The organism is Peptoniphilus sp. Marseille-Q6390 (assembly GCF_965119475.1).
The window spans coordinates 982,683-1,005,959 of record NZ_CBCPLS010000001.1 but is presented as its reverse complement, the minus strand read 5'-3'; the positions used below and the strand labels follow the sequence as shown (position 1 = coordinate 1,005,959).

The window sequence follows — 23,277 nt, the reverse complement described above, 5'->3', positions numbered from 1 at the left end:
ATTTAGAAAGTCTCTTTGGCAGAATTTGTAGTTATTTTAAATGTGATATCTCAGAAAGGAGTATAGAATTGAAAATACTAATGATTGAAGACGACAGCACAATTTCTTTTGCTGTTAAAACTTACTTAAACAAGCATAATATTGAAACTATTATTTATAACAATCTTTCTCAGACAGAGAATCTTAATTTTAATGATTTTGATTTAATTCTACTTGATGCTAATCTCCCAGATGGGTCAGGCTTTAATTTTTTAAATTGGCTGAGAGAATTTTCTGACCTTCCTGTAATAATGCTTACTGTAAAAGACGAAGACGAGTATGTTATCAAAGGTCTTTCTCAAGGAGCAGATGATTATATTACAAAACCTTTTTCTCTCCCTGTTTTGAAGGCGAGAATAGACAATGTATTTAATAGAAAAATAAAAAAGGTTGACGAACTGACTTTTGAAAATTTATCTTTAGATCTAATTTCAAAACAAGCTTCAATAGATGGAATAGATCTAGACCTTAACTTAAAAGAGTTTGCTATATTGGAAATGCTTTTAGAAAACCAAAATATAAATCTATTAAGGGAGAAAATTTTAGATTATGTATGGGGTTATGATTTTTATGAAGTAAACGATAACACTCTAACTGTAACTGTAAAAAGACTTCGAAATAAACTTGACGAGTATGGAGAGCATATAAAAACAGTTAGAGGAATAGGTTATAGGTGGGACAATGAGAAAAAATAAAAGAATTTTACTTATCATAGCCATAAATTTATTAATGTCTTTATTTGTGGTCTACCTAAACCCAAGATTTGATATTCTAACACTTTTCGGCTTTCTACTAATAAATATAATTCTGTTTCTAATTATTAGAAAATTTGAAAAGAAAAAAGAAATAGAGCTAGAAGATAAGATTAATAATATATTTAACCTTCTCCATTCATTGGATTTAAACTCGGATAATTATGAAATTATAGATGATGAATTTGGCAAACTCAGAGATGAGATTATTAAAATTATTATAGAGAATAAGAGAATAGCTGAAAATGCAGAGAAAAATAAAGAAGTTTTAAGGGAATATACTGAAGACATTGCTCATCAAATAAAAACTCCGTTGACTGGATCACTATTATTGTTAGACCTATTAGAAGACGAAATTGATAATGTTTCAGAAGAATATATAGAAAGACTTAGAGATAATTTACTTAGACTCCACAACTTATCTGACATTTTATTAAAATTGGCAGCCCTTGATTCTGGAACAATAGAAATGGTAAAAGATAGGATATCAGCTCGAGGATTAATTGAAGATATCATACAAAACCTAAAAGATTATTTTATTAATGATAATGTTGAAATTTCACTTTATGGAGATGACTTTGATCTTATATGCGATAAGAAGTGGACCTATGAAGCGGCATTTAATGTGATGAAAAATGGTCTAGAAGCAACAGAAGATAGACATATAGAAATTCATCTAAAAGATACGAACTTATATAAGAGCATATTAGTGGAAGATTTTTCTAAAGGTTTGGATCGTGAAATGTTAGAAAAAGTTTTTAAACGTTTTTACAAGATAGATCCAAATTCAAAAGGCTATGGGATTGGGCTTCCTATGGCAAAATCTGTTATGGAAAGACAAAATGGAGAGCTTTTATATCATAAGGGGAAGAAATCAAATTCCTTTGAAATGAGATTTTATAACTGATTTAATTATGGCTGTGTAAATAAAGCACAGTCATTTTTTTCTAGTCACTTTCCAGTCACTTAAGTCTAATATCATCTAAGAAAGATAAGGAGGACTAAATATGAATATTGTAAAAACAGTAGATTTAACAAAAACTTACAATAGTGGAGTAGAAGTACACGCTCTATCAAATGTGAATTTTGAAATGGAGAAAGGAGATCTTGTTGCCATTATTGGAGATAGCGGGTCAGGAAAGTCTACCTTGCTTCATCTATTAGCAGGAGTTGATAAACCAACAAGTGGGGATATTTTTATTCAAGATAAAAATATTACCAAGTTTAACAAAGATGAGATGACAATCTTTCGAAGAAGGAATATAGGCGTTGTCTATCAATTTTTTAATTTGATTCCAAACATCAACGTTCGAAAAAATATTTTACTTCCTCTTTTGTTAGACAATAAAAAGGCAGATGAAGAATATTTAAAGGAAATTTTATCGATACTAGGAATAGAAGGAAAGCTTGATAGGTATCCAAAACAATTATCAGGTGGCGAGCAACAAAGAGTCGCTATTGCTAGAAGTCTTATTACAAGACCTGCCATCATTCTAGCAGATGAGCCTACAGGAAATCTCGATAGAAAAAATTCTGAAGAAATCACAGGGCTTTTTAGACTAGTAAATAAAAGATTGAACTCTACGATTATGATTATCACCCACGATGCAAAGGTGGCAAATGCATGTGATAAGGTTTATAAGATGATTGATGGTAGGTTAAGTTTCTTGGGAGATGAGTCTTATGAAAATTATTAATGATCTTGCCAGTGGAGCTGTTAAAAATAATAAAAAAGACACCCTAGCCATTAAAATTTCCATACTTTTAGCAGTAATTTTACTAGGAACTGTTATTTTTATTTTCGACTCAATGAACACTGAACAGTATGAATATGTAAAGAAAACTATTGGAGATTATCATGTAGATATAGGTGAAATTGACGAAAGTTTTTATGATAAATTAAAAAATGATACAGACATAGAAAAAGTATCTTTTAATAAAATCATTAATACAGACTTAAATGCAGTTATATATGAAAATGGAGATTCCGAAAGTCTTCTCGGCTATGAAATCAAAAATGGCAGAAAACCGAAAAATTCAAATGAACTTTTAGTACCAGAGAGATTTTTATTAAAAAATAAGGAGTATGATTTAGGTTCTGAGATAATTGAAAATAAAAAGACATATACCATAGTTGGTGTTTACGATGATTATGGATATTCTTTTGAAGATACTATGCTTATAGGTTTAGCAGATAGCAATAAAAAGGATTATCTATTTGAAAACAATGGTGAAATAGAAGCGCAGATTTGGTATAAAAGCATAAGGGACACCTATACAAAGACTCGAAAAATTTTGTCTGAAATGAATATTGATGAGAAAAAAGCCTTAGATATTGGAAGAGTTTTTTACAACAAAGATATTTTAGAGCATAGTATGGTTTATCCCAAAGGAATTATTCCACCTAAAAGCGTAATCAATTTAGCTATAGAAAAATATGGGATGGCTTTCTTTCTCTGCGTACTTTTTGCCTTTATTATATATGGTGCTTTTAATGTATGGAATAATAGAGATTTAAAAGAAATTGCTCTTTTAAAAAGTACTGGGATGACTAAAAAGCAAGTTAGACAAATGATTCGAAAGAAGGCATCTAAACTTTCAATCTTGCCAATAGCTTTAGGGACAGTCTTATCTTGGGCTTTTGCAAATCTACTCCTATATTTGTTGTGGTTTAACAATTCTATCTCTTACAAAAAAATGTCAAATATTTTAGGCGAAAGTCTAAAATCTCCAGACTTTAATTTAGTAATACCAAGTATTGGATCTATTTTAATAATTATTCTGTTATCCTTATTAATGGTTTATTTTTCAGCATTGATTCCTGCAAAGAAAAGCTCAAAGATAAAGGTTATTGAGGGATTAAATGGCATTACAGAAAAAAATATTAAGTTTGGTAAGTCAAAAATAAATGGACCTATAGAAAAGACTTTAGCAAAAGATTATTATAGGTCCTATCGTTCAACCTATCGAATTATTGTAATTTCAATGGCTCTATCAGCCTTTGTACTTACCACAGTTTTAGTTAGCCAGTCATATAGAACTTTGAATGAAAAATATAATTCATATAAAAGTCCTTACAATTTTAACTCTAGTATTTATACAGATGAATTTTTGAATAAAAATTTTGTGAATGATATGGAAAAAGTTAAAGGTATAGAACAATTACACATCTATCAAAGAGTAGATACAAAATTTTATACTGGTGAAAATGAGGACTTTATTTCTAAAGATTTAAAAAATTCTCTAGATAGTGGTAAAAAATCCGGTGATAAACTTTATGCTAGTATCTATGCACTAACAGAAAAAGATTTTAAAAACCTTTTAGAAGTAAATAATATTACAAATGCGACTTATGTTTTAGTGAATAAAGTATCCAAAGATAATAATACGCCTTATACCTTTAGAGATTATATAAAAATTTCTGATAAGGAATCTGGAGATATTACTTTAAAATATAATGAAAAGGGAAAGGCTATAAAAATAAGAATTGACGAATCTATAGAAGAGATGCCTTATGGATTAGAGGCATATAAGTCAAATGAAATAGCTATTTACACAAGCGAAAGTAGTCTAAGAAATTTTATAGATGAGTATGGAATAGATGAAGCTAATCCTGTATGTTATTATTTTGTAAAAATCAAAGCTGATAAAAATAAAGAAAAAGTATTTGAAGATGCGGAAAAAGTGATTTCGACCTATGTTCCAAAATCAGATCATGGTACTTCTACAGAAATTATAAAAGCTGCTATGAATAAAGAACAAACGAGAAATGAAAAACTTTTAAATCTTGGCATACAAATAATTCTTATAACCATCGCTCTTTCCAATGCCTATAATAGTTTTAAAGGCAACCTTAAAGCAAGAGCCAATGATTTTAAACTTCTATCAACTACTGGAATGACAGAAAAACAGGTTGAAAAGATGGTATTTTCTGAAGTAAAAATATTATTTAAAAATATTTTCTTAGTATATATCTTTATGTTTTCAATAGGCATTGTGTTAAGAGCCTATAGGAGTAACTATAAATTAGGCTTTGGAATAAAAGAACTACTAATAAATATGAACTATACTCCTATATTAATAGTATTTGTCTTTATAATTGCAGGTGTCTTACTTGCAATAAAAAGTGGTCTTAAAACAATAAACGAAAACTCAGATAATACTTTCAAGAGTATATAAGAAAAGGGCTATGAGCATTTGATATATACCCTCCTTACTGGTTTGTCCAGTAAAGAGGGTACTATCATAATGAAGACGCTTTTATTAGCTGAATATAAAAAACTTCACAGATCAAAATTGATTTTTTTGCTTGTATTCGCACTCATAATGACGTTAGGGGGTGTGTTTCTTCAAGGACAATTTTCATTTGGTGACAAAAAGTATATAGATACATTTGGATGGTATATTTTACGGGTGCAGTCTTTAACAACATATTATGTATTGCCAAGTTTGATAGCGTTGTTTGGAGGATATATTATTTGCCGTGAAGAACAAGAAGATGTATTCAAATCATTGAAGCTAATACCGATAGATGAGAGGAATATGATTACTGCAAAAATGATAATTACTCTGTTGGGTAGCATTTTTGTTTATCTAATATTGTTTATGGTATCTTTAATTATAGAAGCGGTATTGCATTTAAATGCGGTAAACATGAGTGAAGTAGTTCATTATTTTGCTGTATATGTATTAACTGGAATAGGTGTTTTTATGGCAATATCTCCAATTATTGCATTTATTGGACTTGTAAAAAGAAGCTACTGGATAGCTCTGATTATCGCTGAAATATACTCCTTTATAGGAATTTTCTTTGCCTCAAAGGAAGTTGTAAGGGCCATATATCCAATATCATCTGTATTCGTTTTATCGGGACTATATAAAACACCAGTTATGGAATTGCTGATTAGCATAATCGTAAATATTGGTTGCTATTTTATTTCATATAGAATACTAAAGAAAATGAGAGTTCGTAAAAAATAGTTATGAAAATAAATTTAGGAATTTAAAAAGAGGAGAGAACACTATCTCTCCATCTCCTTGCCCATGTAAATTCCATAGTTCTTTCGTATTTGATAAAGCTCGTCCATAGTAGATTTTGAGGAAGAATACTCTTTCATGAGGATATTCTTTTTTTCTTGCAGTTTATCAAGTCTATCTAAAATATTCTTTGAATTTGGAAGTTTAGAATAGGAGCTTTTCAGCTTGGAAAGAGCAGTTTCATAGAGCGTGATTTGCGATTTGTATTCTTCATAAAATGCCTTGTCCGATGGATTTGCCTTATATTCCTTGTAATAGGCTCGATACTTTTTAACGGTATGAACTTGTTCCATCGTATCAGAAAGTAGCTGCATTTCCTTATCAATTTCTTTGATTTTATCTTGTAAACCTTGTCTTTCTTCAGCACTTTTCCTAATGTATTCATCAAGCTGCTTAACGGATTTAATGCCATGTTCCCTGATGAAAACAACTGACTCAGCCATTGTATTTAAGTTATGTTTTGTTGCCCAATATTCATAGCCTTTGCTCTCTTTCACTTTGGCATTGGTACTCATATTGATGATATTTCCGATTCGTTTTTTGACAGGTGGGGCTTTAATAGATTGATTTTCTGTAATACGCTCTTTTAATCTTTCTTCGGTATAATCTTCACCAATCGTCTTAGCCCTTGTAAATCTCTGCTTATCTTTTGGCTTAAAGGCAATGTGTTTGCCATGTTTTATTTCATAACCAAGTTCAGCCATCTTCTTTAGGAATTCTTCCCAATCCTTAGACTGTTTTATCAGACGATCAATATCAAATTGAAGCCTGCTTTTCCAAGAAGTACCTTTCTTAGATTGCTCATTTTCATACCATGACTTTCCATTTGTTTTGTACTTTCTCTTATAGCTCTCGTAGAACTCATCAATCACAGATAGGTTATTTTCTTTACATAACTTATCGCTCTGATACCTGATTTGGTGGTAACTTCTTTTGTTGGATTGATAGCACTTACCAGTAACCATATTGACATTATTGAATATGATGTGATTGTGGATATGCCCTTTATCTATATGGGTAGATAAGACAAATTCGTACTCATCCTTTAATATCTTTTTACATAGTTCAAGACCGATCTGATGTGCCATTTCAGGACTTGCTTCTCCGGGTAAAAAGGATTGAATGAGGTGTCTTGCAAGAACAGTTCCGTTTGTTCCCGCATCATTTCGTGTTCTTAAAAATTGAGTATGAGCAGTTTCCTGATGGCATTTATGAGTGCTTACTAAGATTTGCTCGTCCGTTTTTTCTCCATTAACAATATATGAAATGGCGAGATTAAGTGTTGATTTTATAGGATGTATTTTTGTAATAGCCATAAAAACTAATCACCTCCTGAAGTCCTGTTAAGCAGCAGGGAATGAATTTGCCACAACTCTTTTGAGAAATGTTCAATCTGCTTTTTCATATCGTTTATATCATCTTTGTAGATTATTCCGGTAGAATTTACACGCTTTGCAATCTGATTTATGTTGTTTGTAGCGTTGGAAAGCAAGCCCTGTAAATCTCTAAATGGCTCTAAATCCACTTGATATATTTCCTTTTCTAAAACGCATTTGCGGATGAAATGACTCATGTTTCTACATTTCGCAAGTTTTCTTTTCTCCTCAAAAAGAGCTTTTTCTTCTTCGGTTAATTTAATTTCAAGTCTTTCATTTCGTATTCTATTTGCCATAGGTAAATCCTCCTTTGAATGTATTTCGGGGTCTTAGGGTACACCCTAACAAGTTAAAAATTGATAAAAAAAGAAGCAGATCCCAGAGGGCTGCTTCATCAATTTTTTCGTAAGTGTCCGTACACTTACTGTGCTTGCTACAAAAGTGTGAGTTATGGAGCAAGCTTTAAGCGTGTATAAAACTATTCATATTTATTATAGCATATTTTTTATTAAAGTTCCAGAAAATACTTGACATATATAATCGAAAATAGTATAATGATAACTAAGTTATCGAAATGAGGCGGGAAATTGATCAGTAAAGAGAAAGGAGGCAGAGCAGTGGTAGATTTGAGTGGATATGAGCTTACACATAAAAAAATCATAGATAGTGGTAAAGCGAATTTTTTGAACGATGGATATGAACGAGCTAATTTAAGAAAAATTTGTAAAGATGCGGGAGTTACTACGGGAGCCTTTTATCGCCATTTTGAAGATAAAGAAGATTTATTTGTTTCGTTGGTACAACCTTTAGCTGAGGATATCTTAAGTTTTTATTCGAAATTTGAAAAGAATTCTTTTGAAAGTTTGGATAAAAATCATGCAGAAAAATTAGCTGAAATAAACGTTAATGGATCGATTGAATCTGCTTTGTATATGTTTCAACAGAAAGAGATATTTGAACTGTTATTCTATAAAGCGTATGGAACTAAGTATGATAATTTTGTTGAAAAACTTGTTGAATTAGAGGATCAAAATAGAAAGAAAGCTATTCAAGTTTTTTCTGACAAAACAGGAAAAGAGATTGATATTCCGGATGAAGCAATACATCTTCTTGATCATTCATATATAAATGCTTTGTGTGAGATTGTTGTTCATTCCAAGTCGGAAAATGAGGTAAGAACAAATGCAGATATTGTAGCAAAATTTTTTAATGAAGGTTGGAGAAAACTTCGTGGGTTTTAATATTCATGGCTTTAAGAATACATCTTCATTTTTGCCGCATAGATAACTTAGTTAGCTAATATAGTTATCGACTATTAAGAAGTGAAGGAGGTAGAGTATGAAAAAAATTATCATTAAAGTATGATAGAGTGGTTTGAAATTTTATCCACACCAAAAAAAATAAATTAGAAACTATTATGGAGGAATGAAAAATGAAATTAAAAGATATTGTTCAAATTGCAGTATTAACTGTTATAGGTTTTGCTATTGGAATGGCTGTTTCAATGTTCACTGGAACATTAGGTACGATCTCACTTTATGCTTCAGCGGGATTTGCAGCCTTTGTTGTTGGACCAGTTTTTGTAATTATGGCAAAAAGGGTTCGAAAGAAAGGCGCAGCTTTTCTTTTTTGGATAGTTTACGGATTGCTGTATGCTGCTATGGGTTACTGGATCATGATTCCAATTTGTCTGATCTCTGCGATTTTATCTGAACTTATAGCTGGAGACTATTCTTCCAATACAAAAGTAGGAATAGCATTTACAGTTGGAATGTTTATTGTGGCTATGCACCCAATCATATTTGTCAAGATTTTAGGTGTTGAAGGAATTGTAAAGTTTGCAGCTTCAATTGGTAGGGAACAAGCAGAATGGATGGCTAATTTTTACACTACTAAAAATATTTTGATAGCTGTTGCTAGTAATATCGTTTTAGAATTTTTAGCTGGTAAGTTTGGAATCTACATCAATAATAAATTCTTTGAAAAGAGAACGGATGGGGCAATCTTGAAATGATAAGCTTTAAGAAAATCCAAGAAAATAATGTAAATCCTATAACTTTGTTTGTTTTAATAATTTTTACATCATTCTTGATTTTTCTTGTAAATGATAGGTTGTTTCTTTATATCTTAGTTGCAAGTTTTGCTTTACTGTTATTTTTCTCTTTTAAGGAATTTATCAAGAGGATTATTATCTATTTAGTCATGATTGGCTTGGTTAAATTAATTTCCATGACCAATATAGGACTAACCACAAATGCATTAATAGCTCTATTGGCATTAGGATTAAGGCTATACCCTATATTCAATATAGGGTTAGCCCTAATTTTAACGAGTCCCCTAAAAATAATGAGTGCTTTAAGAAAAATAAAAGTCACTAACAATATAAGCATTGCTCTTGTGACAGCCTTAAGATATTTAGGTGAACTGAGATTAAGAATGAAAGAAATTAAGAATGGCATGAAGGTACGTGGATTTAGAGCAAGTGTTTTTCGACCAGTATATTCATTTGAATTATACTTGATTCCTTTAATTTACAAATGCCTCCATATAAGTGAAACCTTAACTTCTTCAATTATTTCACGAGGAATTGAATATGAAGGGGATAAAACAAGCTATAGATCAATAAGATTTGGTTTGATAGACCTTGTCTTCATAGGAATATTCACAGGGATATTAATTGCATGGAGGCTGACATGAAAGTAATAGAAGCAACTATAAAAAGTTTTAAATACGAAAACGATACTAAAGAGACCTTGAAAGAGATCAATTTAAATATTGAAGAAGGAGAACTTGTTGTAATAACAGGTTTGTCAGGTTGTGGAAAAACTACTCTCACAAGAGTTTTAAATGGTCTTGTCCCTCATCATTATGGCGGTAATTTAAATGGTGAAGTTAAGCTTCTTGGCCAGAATATTCTAGACTATAGAAAAGGTGAAATTGCAAAGCATATTGGTAATGTTTTTCAAAACCCTAGTGATCAGTTTTTTGCCACTGTTGCAGAAGACGAAGTCGCTTTTGTAGGTGAAAATCTTGGCATGGAGTATGAAGTTCTAAAGGAGAGAACGAAACAAGCCTTTCGAGAAATGAAAATAGATAATTTGCTGGACAAAAAACTATCAGAGCTATCAGGAGGACAGAAACAAAAAGTTGCCATAGCTTCTACATTAATTTACGACACGAAGATTATTTTCTTTGATGAACCCTCATCGAATTTAGACTTCCAAGGCATTGATCAATTTGTGGAAATCATAAAAGATCTTAAGAAGATGGGAAAAACGCTTGTTATTGTAGAGCATAGACTTTTTTATTTAAGAGACCTTTATGACAGATTATTTTATATGAAAAACGGAAGAGTAGTTAAAGAATTTGGAAAGGGCAGATTAACTGAAGTAGATTGTAAGAAAAACGACCTAAGGAGTATTAATTACGAAAATCTTGTTAGTGAGAATGCAACCTCTTTTAAAGAAAAAACTGAAGAGATTAACAAATTAAATATATCTATAGGAAAAAGAACTTTGATTGAGAATCTTTCCTTTGAATTGCATAGAAATGAAATCATGGCTATTGTCGGTGCGAACGGCATTGGAAAAACAACGTTAGCAAGAACTTTAGCTGGTTTAATTAAGTCGAAAGGTTCTATAAGCTTTGGGGCTTATAGAAGGGAAAGACTAAAGAATGCTTATTACATGATGCAAGATGTAGACTATCAAATATTCTTTGATACAGTGGAGAATGAACTAATACCAAAAAATAGATTACAAGATGATAATTATCTAGTGCAAGTTAAAAATTATTTAGAGCAAATTGATTTATGGGATAAAAGATTGGAGCATCCACAAAACTTATCTGGAGGCGAGAAACAAAGGTTATCGTTAGCGACTTCTTTTTTGAGTGAAAGAAAAGTAATAATCTTAGATGAACCAACATCGGGGCTTGATTATAAACGAATGGCGGAAATATCCACATCAATAAGAGATTACGCTAAATATCACCCTGTTATTATAATAACGCATGACCTAGAGCTTATATTTAAGACTTGCAACACAATTTTAATGTTAAATAAAGATTCATTTAAAAAGATTAAGACTTATGGTAACGAAAAAGCCATATTAAATTTTTTAACTAATGAATCCTTATGTGAGGAGGTTATTTAAATGGGCTTAATTAAGCAATATGTAAAAAAAAGAAAGGGAAGTTATTTCGCTTCCATTTTACTAGCTATCATAGGCGTGGTTGCTAGCCTTTTTTCCTACATTTACATGGCCGAAATTATAGTTAGCCTAATAGGTGGTAATGGAACAACAAAATATTATCTAAATACATGTTTAATGATTCTTCTAATGTTTGTCATTAAAGAGATTGCTTCATGTGTCTCTACGATGATATCTCATACAGCAACATTCCAAGCACTTGGAGAAATCAGAAGGGACATTTCAAACAAGTTATTTAAGATGCCCTTGGGCGATGTGATGTCCAGATCATCTGGAGAATTAAAAAATATTATGGTGGAACAGGTAGATAGCATGGAAACATCCCTTGCCCACCTAGTGCCAGAGTTTACAGCTAATTTAGTAGGACCTGTCGTACTCTTAGGCTACATGTTTATCCTAGATTGGAGGTTGGCTCTCTTATCACTCGTGCCCTTTGTCATTGGCATGTCCATTATGATGAGTGTTATGAATGATAGTTACAAGGAAATGTTTGGAAAATCCGTAGCTATTGGACAAAGAATGAATAACTCCATTGTGGAATATATCAATGGGATTGAAGTTATTAAAACTTTTAACCAAGGCGATAATTCATATGAGAAATATTCCGATGCAGTTTATGACAACGCCCAGTTTTATTATGACTGGATGGGTCAAACCATGACTAAGGTGGCCATCGGTCGATTACTATCGCCTATGGGTATTCTAACCATTATTCCCTTTGGAATTCTTTTCTATCTTCATGGAAGCATTGCTCTACCAAGTTTAATCACCTTGATTGTCTTATCTTTTGCAACAGTATCAAGCATCGTAAAGATTATGAACTATATGGATGACTTATCTAGAATATCAACCATAACAGGAGAAATTGGAAAGATATTAGACTCCAGAGAGTTAGAAAACAGGGAGCAAAGCAAAGAGATCAAGGGATATGACATTGAACTTAAAAATGTAGACTTCTCCTATGATGGAGAAAAGAAAGTCATTGATGATATCTCTTTAAAAATTGAAGAAGGAAGCACTTCAGCTCTCGTTGGGCCGTCTGGTTCGGGCAAATCTACTTTGGCAAAACTGATTGCAGGATTCTGGAATGTGGACAAAGGGATAATAAAAATAGGTGGTGTGGAAACAAGAGATATGTCACTAGAAAAACTCTCTTCCTTAATTTCCTATGTATCTCAAGACAACTTCCTCTTTGATATGTCTGTAAGAGAAAATATACGTACAGGTAGAAAAGATGCAAGTGATAAAGAAGTAGAAGAAATTGCCAAGAAATCAGGTTGCCATGACTTTATTATAAACCTAACTGATGGTTATGACACCATCGTTGGGGAAGGTGGAGGACACTTATCTGGTGGAGAAAGACAAAGAATATCTATTGCAAGAGCAATGCTTAAAGATGCTCCTATCGTTATCCTAGATGAAGCCACTTCCTATATTGACCCAGAAAATGAAGCGGTTATTCAAGAGGCCATTAGAAACCTAGTTAAAGGTAAAACCCTTCTTATCATTGCTCATAGGTTAAAAACGATTACAGATTCCGACCGAATTTTTGTAATCAAAGACGGAAAACTGGACAGCTTTGGCACCCAAGAAGAACTGGTTCAAAAATCTGAAGTGTACAAACAAATGGTCGAAGCAAGTCGAAAGGGGGAAGAATAATGATTAAAGTATTTAAAAAGATATGGAATTTTTCCCAAGAAGAACAAGGTTATATCCGAAGATCCATTATTGCAGGCTTCTTCCATGCTATCTTTAATGCCCTTCAATTTGGTGCCATTTACTATATGCTGATTGCTATATTCAGCCAAAGGATAAGTACACAAACCATTTGGATTTGTTTAGGTATATTACTTGTTTCACTGATTGGGAAAATTGCTACACAAAAGATTTCACAAATGAATCAAACCCATGCGGGCTATTTTATGGCTGCTCATAAGAGAATTGAAATTGGGGAAAAGATTAAAAAAGTACCGATGGGATTTTTCTCAAGCTACAGTCTTGGCAGATTAACAACCATCGCAACAACAAGCTTAAGTCAGGCGGAACAATGGATTCCTATGCTTTTGGTTTTAGTACTCGGTGGCATTCTCAACACCTTGATATTTGTACTCGGTACTTTCATTTTCAATCAAAAGATTGGTCTTGTGGCGGTGGTTGGTGTTATTGTGTTCTTCATTGTAACTTCTCTAATGGAAAAGAAGTCTACAAAAAATGCAAAGAAGATGACCGAAACACAAACAGAATTAACAAAGCAAGTTTTAGCAGCCATTCAAGGCATGCAGGTGATTAAGTCCTATAATTTAGCAGGTACAAACAATAGAAAGCTTGAAAAATCGATTAAGGACACCTCATCTCTTTTATTGAAGCTTGAAAAAAGTGTTCAGCCCTATATTGTTACACAAAGAATCGTTATGGGCATTACAACCGTTGCTATGACTTATCTTTCTATCAAATTGAATTTAGCTGGAGACTTGCCATTGGCAGAAACCATCCTTATGATTATTGCCAGCTTTATCATCTTTGAAGGCTTAGTTGGAGCAGGTTCAAATATGGCCATTTTAAGGGCAGCAGAAAATGCTATAGATTCCGTAGATTTTGTCAATGAAATTCCAGACATAAAAGAGGGAACAGAACGCACACCCATTCAAAATCACAATATTGAATTTAAAGACGTATCTTTCTCCTATGACCAAAGACCGATTCTTAAAAATGTGTCTTGTGCAATCAAAGAAAATACAATGACGGCTATTGTTGGACCATCTGGTTCAGGTAAAACGACCTTCTGCAACCTCATTGCTCGTTTCTGGGATGTAGATTCTGGACAAATTAGCATTGGTGGTAAGAATATCAAAGACTACACCATTGAAAACTTAATGAACAATATTTCTATGGTGTTCCAAAATGTCTATCTCTTTGAAGATACCATCGAAAACAATATTAAATTTGGCAAACAAGATGCAACGAAAGATGAAATCATTGAAGCAGCTAAAAAAGCACAATGCCACGACCTCATTATGACACTTCCTCAAGGTTATCAAACCATGATTGGAGAAGGTGGAGCAAGTCTATCAGGTGGTGAAAAGCAAAGAATATCCATCGCCAGAGCTATGCTAAAAGATGCACCAATTATTATCTTTGACGAAGCTACAGCCAACATTGACCCAGAAAACGAAGACAAGTTAAAAGAAGCCATAGAGTCTTTAACAAAAGATAAGACCGTTATTATGATTGCCCACAGACTAAAAACCATTAGAAATGCGGATCAAATTCTGGTCTTAAATCAAGGCAATATTGTCGAACGAGGAGACCATGAAACTCTTATGGCATATGGTGGACTCTATAAAGACTTGATTGAAGCCAAGAATGTATCTGAAAGTTGGAAATTGAATAACTAGGAGGAGAAGATAATGAAACAAGATATGAAAGAACAATTATTAACAAAAAGACCAATAGACTTGTTATTTCAATTATCTATACCGGCTGTTATCGGAATGATTGTTATCGGCTTATATCCGTTAATGGATGGAATATTTGCTGGGAAAATTATAGGACAGACAGCAATGACTGCCTGCGGCGTTGCAATGCCACTTACCTTTTTTAACAGCGGTGTTTCAACTTTACTTGGTGTAGGTTCTGCTTCTGTACTTTCAAGAGCAATCGGTAAAGGAGATAAAAAAACTGTAGATAAAATTATGGGCAACCTAATCTATTGGGTGATTTTCTTCTCTGTAATTATTACGGTTGGAGGAATACTTCTTGCTCCGCATTTTTTAGATATGGTCGGTGCAACGGGTGAAATCAAAGCCTATGGTATTAGATACCTTAGAGTGATTTTTATAGGCTCTCTATTTGTAAACTTCACACAGTCCGCAAACATGGTTATGCGTGGCGAAGGACTGATGAAAAAAGCTATGACGATTATGGGACTTGGGGCATTACTGAATATTATTCTTGACCCTATCTTAATGACTGTTATGGGCGAATATGCTATTGAAGGTGCTGCCCTTGCAACCATCACAGCACAATTTGTTCAGGCAGTTGCAACACTACATTATTTCTTGAAAAAGAGTAAAGTTGTTAAAATCCATAAGATAAAGTCTGATCCGGAGATAAAAAAGGAAATGTTCGGTGTAGGATCATCAGCTATGATGATGCAGCTTTTATTTATGATACAACAAACTATGCTTTATAAAATGGCATTTAAGTATGGCGGAGATACCAATGGAATTTTGATGGCGGCATCACTTCGTGTATATGCCTTTTCATTTATTCCTCTTTGGGGAATGAGTCAAGGCTTGCAACCTGTTGTTGGAACAAACTTTGGGGCAAAACAGTATGACAGAGTAAGAGAAGCTATGAAGGTCTTTTCTATTGGCGGTTTAGTTCTTGCAGGAATCTTTTGGGTTCCATCCCTATTGCTGTCAAGTCAGATACTTTCGCTATTTGGTGTAGAAGCAAACATCATTGCACAAGGGGTTGGAAATTTTAGATTGTTCTATTCCGTCTTTATCTTGTATGGAGTAATGGTTATGACTGTTACTTTCTTCCAATCAATCGGAAACGGAAAGAAAGCCGGAACTATTGTTATGCTTAGACAGTTATTCTTATTTGTTCCTGCAATGATCTTTTTGCCAATGGCATTTGGAGTAAAAGCAGTTTGGTTTACGCAGCCACTTGTTGATTTCATTATGATTGTTGTTGGAATCTTCATGATGCTTGGAGAACTAAATAAGATGAGCAAAGAAAAAGTACAAGCATAAAATTTCTTATTATGTGCGTGAATACCTGAAATAGTAGAAGGCTTAATTTATGAGGAATGGTTAGCTATAAAATGGAGGGATAGAAATGGAAAAGTCTATATATTTATTTGAAAGAATAAACCACAATAAAAATAGTCCTTTTTCCTATAAGCTTTATAGCTGTTTGTCTTTCCATATGTTCGTCTAAACAATTAAATATAATTAAAGGAAGAACAAGTTTCTTTCGTTTTAGAGGACTTCTTATGCCAAGATGCAGGAGTCCTCCTTTTTTTGCCTGAAAACGCAGACAAAAAAAGAATGGAGGAAACATTATGGCAAGAGAATATTACCTTTATGTCAGAGGAGAAAAGGTAAAAGTCAGTGAGCAGATATACAAAGTCTACTGGCGAGAAAGAGAACACGAGAAGTATTTAGAGCAGGTGGACAGAAAAAACCACTTGCTCTTTTTTTCATCATTGGATCATGACGGACACTTTGTAGATAACATCGCTGATGAAAGCGTTGATGTAGAAAAGATTGTTGAAACACAGATGATGATTGAAACAGTCAGAAATGCTATATCAAGGCTCAATGCTGAAGAAAGGGATATTATTGAACGCTTGTATTTCAATGATGAAACGGTTCGTTCAGTGGCAAAGATCAAAAGTATTACACATCCGGCTTTAATCAAAAGAAGAAACAAAATACTTGAAAAGTTAAAAAAATTCATCGAAGAACTGTAGAACTTCGGTAACCAAAGGGGTCAAATTTTCCTTATGTAAAGTGAAGGGGAATTTGACTTCCTTTACTTTATTCAATAAGAGAGAAGCCTGCTTATGGCAAATAGGAAAATGTAAAGAAAATAATCCCTTTCAAATATTGATCTTTGACAACTGAATAGACCAAGGTAGGACTTTATCTACTTGTGGAGAATTATGACTTACGCCATGATCTTTCTGCTGAAAGCAATTTCGGTTCTATGAATACTGGGTTAGCCAAGGATACAAGAAAGTGAGCGATAAATAAGAATACATAAAAAACAGAGGTGGCAATCTGTTCGGTGATACAAGTAGTGATAATGATACTTCAATAGTTTAAGCCGGCTCGTCTTAATAAGGGGCGGAGGTGAGATTCCTATGTTGCTGCCAAGCACCTACCAATGTCATAAAACTTAAAAATGATTTTTAACGAGGAGGGTTTAGAATGAATAACGAATTACTAAAATATAGCCTCCAATTATCTATGCTATCTATCTTGCTGTCCAAACATTTACTAAATGATATTGAATACAGGAAGATAAAGTTAAAACTGATGAAAAAGTACAACATTTCAACAGAATTATATTTATAATGTTTTGCAAGTGTGGTATAATAAGACTGCATAGAAAGATACAAAAAAGGAGGCGGATGCAGTGAAGAAAGAAGTAAAAGTTATTAAAGGTGATACCACACTGAAAAGAACTGCATCAGGCTGTGTTGAACGCTCAATAAAGAGAGTGGCAGCTTATTGCAGAGTTAGTACGGATACCGAAGATCAGATTAACAGCTATAATTCTCAGGTAGAACACTACACAGAATTTATACAGAAGAATAACGAGTGGACTCTTGCCGGAATATATGCTGACGAAGCGATAACAGGAACACAGGTTGATCGAAGAATTGACTTTCAAAGGTTGATAAATGACTGTATGAATGGCGATATAGATATGATAATTACAAAGTCTATATCAAGATTTGCGAGAAATACATTAGATACCTTAAAGTATGTAAGAAAGCTGAAAGAATTTAATGTTGCAGTTTTTTTTGAAGAAGAAAACATAAACACCTTAACAATGGACGGTGAGTTGCTTTTAACAATTTTAAGTTCAGTTGCTCAACAGGAAGTAGAGAACATTTCAGCCAATGTCAAAAAAGGTTTGAGAATGAAGATGGAAAGAGGAGAAATGGTCGGCTTTCAAGGGTGTTTAGGCTATGACTATGATCCGGAAACTAAAAGCATTTCTATCAATGAAAAAGAAGCTGAGATTGTAAGATATATTTTTAGAAGATACATTGAAGGTGTTGGCGGTATGGTAATTTCCAGAGAACTGGAAGAACAAGGATATTTATCGCCAAGAGGAAATAAAAGATGGACTGAAACAACTGTTTTAGGAATCATAAAAAACGAAAAATATAAAGGGGATCTTATGATGGGAAAGACCTATACGGTTGATCCTATTTCAAAGAGAAGATTGGATAATTTCGGAGAACAGGATAAGTTTTATATAGAAAACCATCACGAACCAATCATTTCGGAAGAAGATTTTGAAAAAGCTCAAGGTATTAGATTAAGAAGGTCAAAAAACAGAAATACCGTTGCTAATAATGGCGGTAAGAGAGAAAAGTATTCAAGAAAATATGCTTTTAGCAGTATGCTTGAATGTGGATTTTGCGGTCATAATCTTTCAAGAAGAAATTGGCATTCGAGTTCAGAATATACAAAAGTTATATGGCAGTGTGTCAATGCTACTAAAAACGGAAAGAAGTATTGTCCGCATAGTAAAGGGATTGAAGAAGAAGCCATAGAAAAAGCATTTATGGAAAGCTATCGTCAGGTATGCCACAATAATGTGGAAATTACCAATGAATTCCTTAAAACTGTTGAAGAAGAATTGAAAGATAACAGTTTATCTAAAGACCTGAAGAAGATAAGTAATCAACTTGATAAGATACTAAAAAAAGAAAAGGATCTTGTTGAGTTAAGGCTGAATGAGTCAATCAGCATGGATATATATCAGGACAAGTATAATGAAATAGCTATTAGCAAAGAGAAATTACTTGCAGAAAAAAGAACTTTAGAAGTAACACTCACTGATGAAAAAGCGTTGAAGAAAAGGCTTGAGGGATTTAAAAAATTACTTGAATCCAATAAATATCTTGAGGAATTTGATAGAGCTGTATTTGAAAGTATAGTGGATAAAATCATCATTGGGGGAACTAACGATGAAGGCGAAATTGATCCTGCGATGATTACTATCATATATAAGACAGGTAAAAAGGATTCTCAGGACGGAAGATTATTTAAGAGCAGAAGAAAAAATGCTAAGGAAGTTAATGAGGAAACTGAGAATAAATTGTATCCTCAATCAAGCGACGAGGTCAATAATTTGTGTTCCTATCCTATGGACAACACACGTGGAGACTATAGCGTTGATACAAAAGATGTAAACTTAGAAATCCTGCATTTTAAGCAGTTTTATAAGCATTTTGTCTTCGATAAAGATGAAGAAGGATACGTCAAAAAGACCCAAAAAAACTACAAGGACGTAAGAGTAGTTCTGCAACTGGTATGAGGAAACACAAAAAATATAATTAACTCATTTTGTACTTTCTACAAGAGTAGCTTAAAAGGCTGCTCTTTTTTTATGAAGAAAGGATAATATAACTTTAGGCATATAAATCTAAATATTTGTCCCATAAACGTAGAAATACGTCCCGATTTGCGATATAATGATAAAGAAATTAGGAGGTATGGCAATATGAAAAAACAAAATGTTCTGAATTTAATAAAATACCATGTGGAAAGGAATGAAAATTCCTTTAGAAATGAGGCTATAGCAATAGCAAGATATTTTGATAGCATAGGAGATTATCAGTTATCTGAATATATTATGGGGTTAATATCTGAATCAAATTTATATTCACCACAAAGTAGTGATTTTGAAAGTGAGTTTTTAAAGCAAGTTGAAATAAGAAATTTAGAGGCTTTAAATTTACCACTTGAAATAACAGAGGATATAAAAGGTATTATTAATGCTGTAAATCATAATGTTGGTATTAATAAATTTTTATTTGAAGGATTACCGGGAAGTGGAAAAACAGAGGCAGCAAAAAATGTTGCAAGATTGTTGGATCGCTCTCTTTTTAGAGTGGATTTTGAAAATTTGATAGATAGTAAGTTGGGGCAGACCAATAAAAATATTATAAAAGTCTTTAAAGAAATAAATATGCTTCCAAATGCGAATAAAATAGTAGTTTTATTTGATGAGATTGACGTTATCGCTCTGGATAGAATTAATTCTAATGATATTAGAGAGATGGGAAGAGTAACATCTACAATTTTAAGAGAATTAGATAGATTAACAGATCTTAATAAAGAGATAGTGCTTATTGCAACAACTAATCTATATTCAAATTTTGATAAAGCATTAATTAGGAGATTTGATGCTGTTATTAATTTCAATAGGTATAGCGATGAGGATTTAATAGAAGTTGCTGAATATTATTTTTCTTCATTTATCAAGAATTTTAAAGGAATATCCAAGGATGCAAGATTATTTAAAAAAATATTGAGAATATCAAAGAAAATACCTTATCCCGGAGAATTAAAAAACATTATAAAAACATCACTTGCATTTAGTGATGTTGGTTCTGAGTATGATTATTTGAAAAGATTGTATAATAGTTTGATAGGAAACCTGGATCAAAAGGACATAAGCCAACTTCATGAAGAAGGATTTACTGTAAGAGAAATAGAAAAGTTAAAAGGGGAGTCTAAAAGTGCTGTATCAAGAAAACTGAAAAAGGAGGAAGTAGATAGTGAATAATGTTTTGGAATTAAAAGGGAAACGCTTTGTACAAGCACGTAGAAATGTTAATGGCGGTGGTGTAGCCATGAATGGGAGAGTGGAAGTCAGTACAGAGCATTTATTAAGGTTAAAATCTCAGTTAAGCCAAATTAAAGAATTTTGGGATAAAGAAACAAAGCCATTTGAAGGAGTTTTAATTAGTGTTTATTATAATAAAATTGTTGCGAAAAGTAATCGAATTGCAGGACTTTTTAAAGGGACGACTTCTAATGATGCAATTGTTGGTGCAAAATTTAATAGAGATAAGAGCAAACATATCATCACATATTTTCTTGATGAGTATGATTTGACTAAAAGTATAGAGTTGATTACAGATACTTCAAATATATTGTCTAAAAAATTTGCAGGAAAGATTAATAAGAGCATATTTGAAGATAAAAATATTGTCAATCCAAGAGTTTTTAAAGACTTTTCTGTGAGTATGTCAATATTTAAACAGGTGATTGCAGATGTATCATATATTGATTCTTTTGAGGTAGAGTTACCTACGATAGATGTAAAGCAGAGCATTATAACTTTGTATGATGTAAGAAAAGATACAAAATTATTATTTGAAAGATTAGGGATAGATATTTTAAGTAGCAGAATTTTAGATAATCAAACTGTTTACTTAGACGAAAAGCAGGTAGAACTACTTTTTGAAAAAGTACCTTATCTTGTTTCAATGGCAACCGTTGATTTGTCAAGTTTATCACCTGATGATTTTATAAATGAGTATCAAACAAAAATGGTAACTATATCATCCCCAACTATTGAACCAACAATTGGTGTGATAGATACCTTATTTGATGAAAGTGTTTATTTTAGGGATTGGGTTGAATATCATGACATGGTCTCAGAAGATATACCAAAAAAACCAAAAGATTATAATCATGGGACAGCAGTATCTTCCATTATTGTTGATGGAGCAAGATTAAATCCTTGGCTAGACGATGGCTGTGGAAGATTTAAGGTTAGGCATTTTGGAGTAGCGGTAGGTGCTGAATTTTCTTCCTTTTCAATAATAAAGAAAATAAAGAGTATTGTAATAAATAATTCAGATATAAAAGTCTGGAATATTTCACTTGGTAGTAATCAGGAAATTAATGATAATTTTATTTCTGCTGAAGCTGCAATATTAGATAAAATTCAGTTTGAAAACAATGTAATATTTGTTATTGCAGGAACAAATAAACCAAGTGAAGATATAGTAAAAATAGGCTCTCCGGCAGATTCTGTTAATAGCATAGTTGTAAATTCAGTTAGTAAGAATGGTCTGTCTACTAAATATGCTCGTAAAGGATTAGTATTATCTTTCTTTGCAAAGCCTGATGTGAGCTATTATGGTGGCAGTGAAGAAGAGTACATTAGGGTTTGTGAACCTTTAGGTGCTGTGAATGTTGCTGGTACTTCTTATGCTGCACCTTGGATTGCGAGGAAATTATCTTATTTAATTGATGTGTTGGGACTTAATAGAGAAGTTGCAAAAGCCATGATTATTGATGCTGCAAGAGGTTGGGATGAAAAACCGACGCCTGAGGAAGTTGCTTTATATGGGCATGGAGTTGTACCAATTCATATAAACGATATTATTCAAACAAAAGATGATGAAATAAAATTTGTGGTATCAGATATTAGTGAAAAATGGAATACTTATAACTATGATTTTCCAGTTCCTCTAAAGGATAATAAGTATCCATATATTGCGAAGGCTACGATGTGTTATTTTCCATTGTGCGATAGATTGCAAGGTGTTGATTATACAAATACGGAATTAAATTTACATTTTGGACGAATAGGGGATGATAAAAAAATCAAGGATATTAAAGGGGATAAACAGAATACAGAAGACACCTTAGATGGAGAAAGAAATTATCTTTTGGAAGGTGAAGCCAGAAAGCATTTTAGAAAATGGGATAATGTAAAGTATATTGCAGAGAGTGCTACAAAAAGAATGATACCAAAAGACTCTTATAGAAATAAAAACTGGGGTATGGAAGTAAAGACAAATAACCGATTAGCTCCTCAAGATGGTATAGGAGTTAGGTTTGGTGTTGTTGTAACACTCAAAGAAATGAATGGAGTTAATAGAATTGATGAATTTATCAGAAGTTGTACATTAAATGGTTGGTTAGTAAATGAAATCGATGTTGTTAATAGAGTAGATATTCACCAAAAAGTTAATGAAGAAATTAAGTGGGAATAGTATATGTTTTTTTGCACTATCGACAGTAAATGGAATGGTATGGAATATTTATAAAAATTATAGCAAGTATAAGAGGTGAAGAGATATGGAGAATCAAGATAAGATATATGAAATAGAAATTAACAGTTGTGGTATAGGAGGGAAGCTTAGGATACAGAATAGAAATAATCTTAGGTATAAAAAAATTCGTACGTAGATGGCAATGTTGTACGAGAACATCTTTGTTTGTCTAAAGAAGAATATGAGTTGGCAATGCTTAATTTATTTAGATTATATTGTTGTGAGGGATTTTATAAAGAAACATCAGCAAT

Annotated in this window: 18 protein-coding genes; 16 read left to right on the top strand and 2 right to left on the bottom strand. The window is 32.5% G+C overall.

Annotated elements, in window-relative coordinates:
* Window positions 1-68 precede the first annotated feature (68 nt).
* The 5 genes from ACWPVO_RS04875 to ACWPVO_RS04855 all read left to right on the top strand — a co-directional run bounded on the left by ACWPVO_RS04875 (window position 69) and on the right by ACWPVO_RS04855 (window position 5,771).
* Complete coding sequence (locus tag ACWPVO_RS04875) at window positions 69-734, top strand: response regulator transcription factor (RefSeq protein ID WP_454207190.1); 666 nt, start codon at window positions 69-71, stop codon at window positions 732-734.
* The gene (locus tag ACWPVO_RS04870) at window positions 721-1,698 is read left to right on the top strand and encodes a sensor histidine kinase (protein ID WP_454206936.1); all 978 of its coding nucleotides are present in this window, start codon (window positions 721-723) and stop codon (window positions 1,696-1,698) included. The genes ACWPVO_RS04875 and ACWPVO_RS04870 overlap by 14 nt, the downstream gene beginning before the upstream one ends.
* Window positions 1,699-1,798: 100 nt before the next feature.
* On the top strand, window positions 1,799-2,488 hold the full coding sequence (locus ACWPVO_RS04865; RefSeq protein WP_268736914.1) for an ABC transporter ATP-binding protein: 690 nt from the start codon (window positions 1,799-1,801) through the stop codon (window positions 2,486-2,488).
* Window positions 2,475-4,970, top strand: a complete 2,496-nt coding sequence (locus tag ACWPVO_RS04860) for an FtsX-like permease family protein (RefSeq protein ID WP_454206934.1) — start codon at window positions 2,475-2,477, stop codon at window positions 4,968-4,970. The genes ACWPVO_RS04865 and ACWPVO_RS04860 overlap by 14 nt, the downstream gene beginning before the upstream one ends.
* A gap of 69 nt (window positions 4,971-5,039) precedes the next feature.
* Complete coding sequence (locus ACWPVO_RS04855; RefSeq protein ID WP_454206932.1) at window positions 5,040-5,771, top strand: ABC transporter permease; 732 nt, start codon at window positions 5,040-5,042, stop codon at window positions 5,769-5,771.
* 41 nt (window positions 5,772-5,812) lie between these two features.
* Here ACWPVO_RS04855 and ACWPVO_RS04850 read toward each other — a convergent pair whose 3' ends face one another.
* Window positions 5,813-7,144: a relaxase/mobilization nuclease domain-containing protein gene (locus tag ACWPVO_RS04850; protein ID WP_007894578.1), complete on the bottom strand. Its 1,332-nt coding sequence runs from the start codon at window positions 7,142-7,144 to the stop codon at window positions 5,813-5,815.
* A 5-nt stretch (window positions 7,145-7,149) separates the two neighbouring features.
* Window positions 7,150-7,500, bottom strand: a complete 351-nt coding sequence (locus ACWPVO_RS04845) for a plasmid mobilization protein (protein WP_050149814.1) — start codon at window positions 7,498-7,500, stop codon at window positions 7,150-7,152.
* Between the two features lie 321 nt (window positions 7,501-7,821).
* Here ACWPVO_RS04845 and ACWPVO_RS04840 point away from each other — a divergent pair, with 321 nt between their 5' ends.
* The 11 genes from ACWPVO_RS04840 (at window position 7,822) to ACWPVO_RS04790 (ending at window position 22,966) form a co-directional block, all read left to right on the top strand.
* Window positions 7,822-8,445 carry a TetR/AcrR family transcriptional regulator gene (locus ACWPVO_RS04840; protein ID WP_454206929.1) on the top strand — a complete coding sequence of 208 codons (624 nt, stop codon included), beginning with the start codon at window positions 7,822-7,824 and terminating at the stop codon, window positions 8,443-8,445.
* 191 nt (window positions 8,446-8,636) lie between these two features.
* Window positions 8,637-9,218: an MptD family putative ECF transporter S component gene (locus tag ACWPVO_RS04835; protein ID WP_273360326.1), complete on the top strand. Its 582-nt coding sequence runs from the start codon at window positions 8,637-8,639 to the stop codon at window positions 9,216-9,218.
* Complete coding sequence (locus ACWPVO_RS04830) at window positions 9,215-9,901, top strand: energy-coupling factor transporter transmembrane component T family protein (protein ID WP_101540581.1); 687 nt, start codon at window positions 9,215-9,217, stop codon at window positions 9,899-9,901. The genes ACWPVO_RS04835 and ACWPVO_RS04830 overlap by 4 nt, the downstream gene beginning before the upstream one ends.
* Complete coding sequence (locus ACWPVO_RS04825; RefSeq protein WP_454206926.1) at window positions 9,898-11,358, top strand: ABC transporter ATP-binding protein; 1,461 nt, start codon at window positions 9,898-9,900, stop codon at window positions 11,356-11,358. Before ACWPVO_RS04830 ends, ACWPVO_RS04825 begins: the two co-directional genes overlap by 4 nt.
* A complete protein-coding gene (locus ACWPVO_RS04820) occupies window positions 11,359-13,074 on the top strand; it encodes an ABC transporter ATP-binding protein (RefSeq protein ID WP_454206924.1) in 1,716 nt (571 codons plus the stop codon).
* A complete protein-coding gene (locus ACWPVO_RS04815) occupies window positions 13,074-14,810 on the top strand; it encodes an ABC transporter ATP-binding protein (protein WP_454206922.1) in 1,737 nt (578 codons plus the stop codon). Before ACWPVO_RS04820 ends, ACWPVO_RS04815 begins: the two co-directional genes overlap by 1 nt.
* Window positions 14,811-14,822: 12 nt before the next feature.
* Window positions 14,823-16,175, top strand: a complete 1,353-nt coding sequence (locus tag ACWPVO_RS04810; protein ID WP_454206920.1) for an MATE family efflux transporter — start codon at window positions 14,823-14,825, stop codon at window positions 16,173-16,175.
* A gap of 311 nt (window positions 16,176-16,486) precedes the next feature.
* Window positions 16,487-16,897 (top strand): sigma-70 RNA polymerase sigma factor region 4 domain-containing protein, encoded by a 411-nt coding sequence (locus tag ACWPVO_RS04805; protein WP_050973568.1) that lies wholly within the window; start codon window positions 16,487-16,489, stop codon window positions 16,895-16,897.
* Window positions 16,898-17,565: 668 nt separating this feature from the next.
* Complete coding sequence (locus ACWPVO_RS04800; RefSeq protein WP_454206918.1) at window positions 17,566-19,485, top strand: recombinase family protein; 1,920 nt, start codon at window positions 17,566-17,568, stop codon at window positions 19,483-19,485.
* A gap of 186 nt (window positions 19,486-19,671) precedes the next feature.
* Entirely contained in the window at window positions 19,672-20,739 is a 1,068-nt protein-coding gene (locus ACWPVO_RS04795) for an ATP-binding protein (protein WP_019189647.1), read from the top strand.
* A complete protein-coding gene (locus ACWPVO_RS04790; RefSeq protein ID WP_454206916.1) occupies window positions 20,732-22,966 on the top strand; it encodes a S8 family peptidase in 2,235 nt (744 codons plus the stop codon). Before ACWPVO_RS04795 ends, ACWPVO_RS04790 begins: the two co-directional genes overlap by 8 nt.
* Window positions 22,967-23,277: the final 311 nt, after the last annotated feature.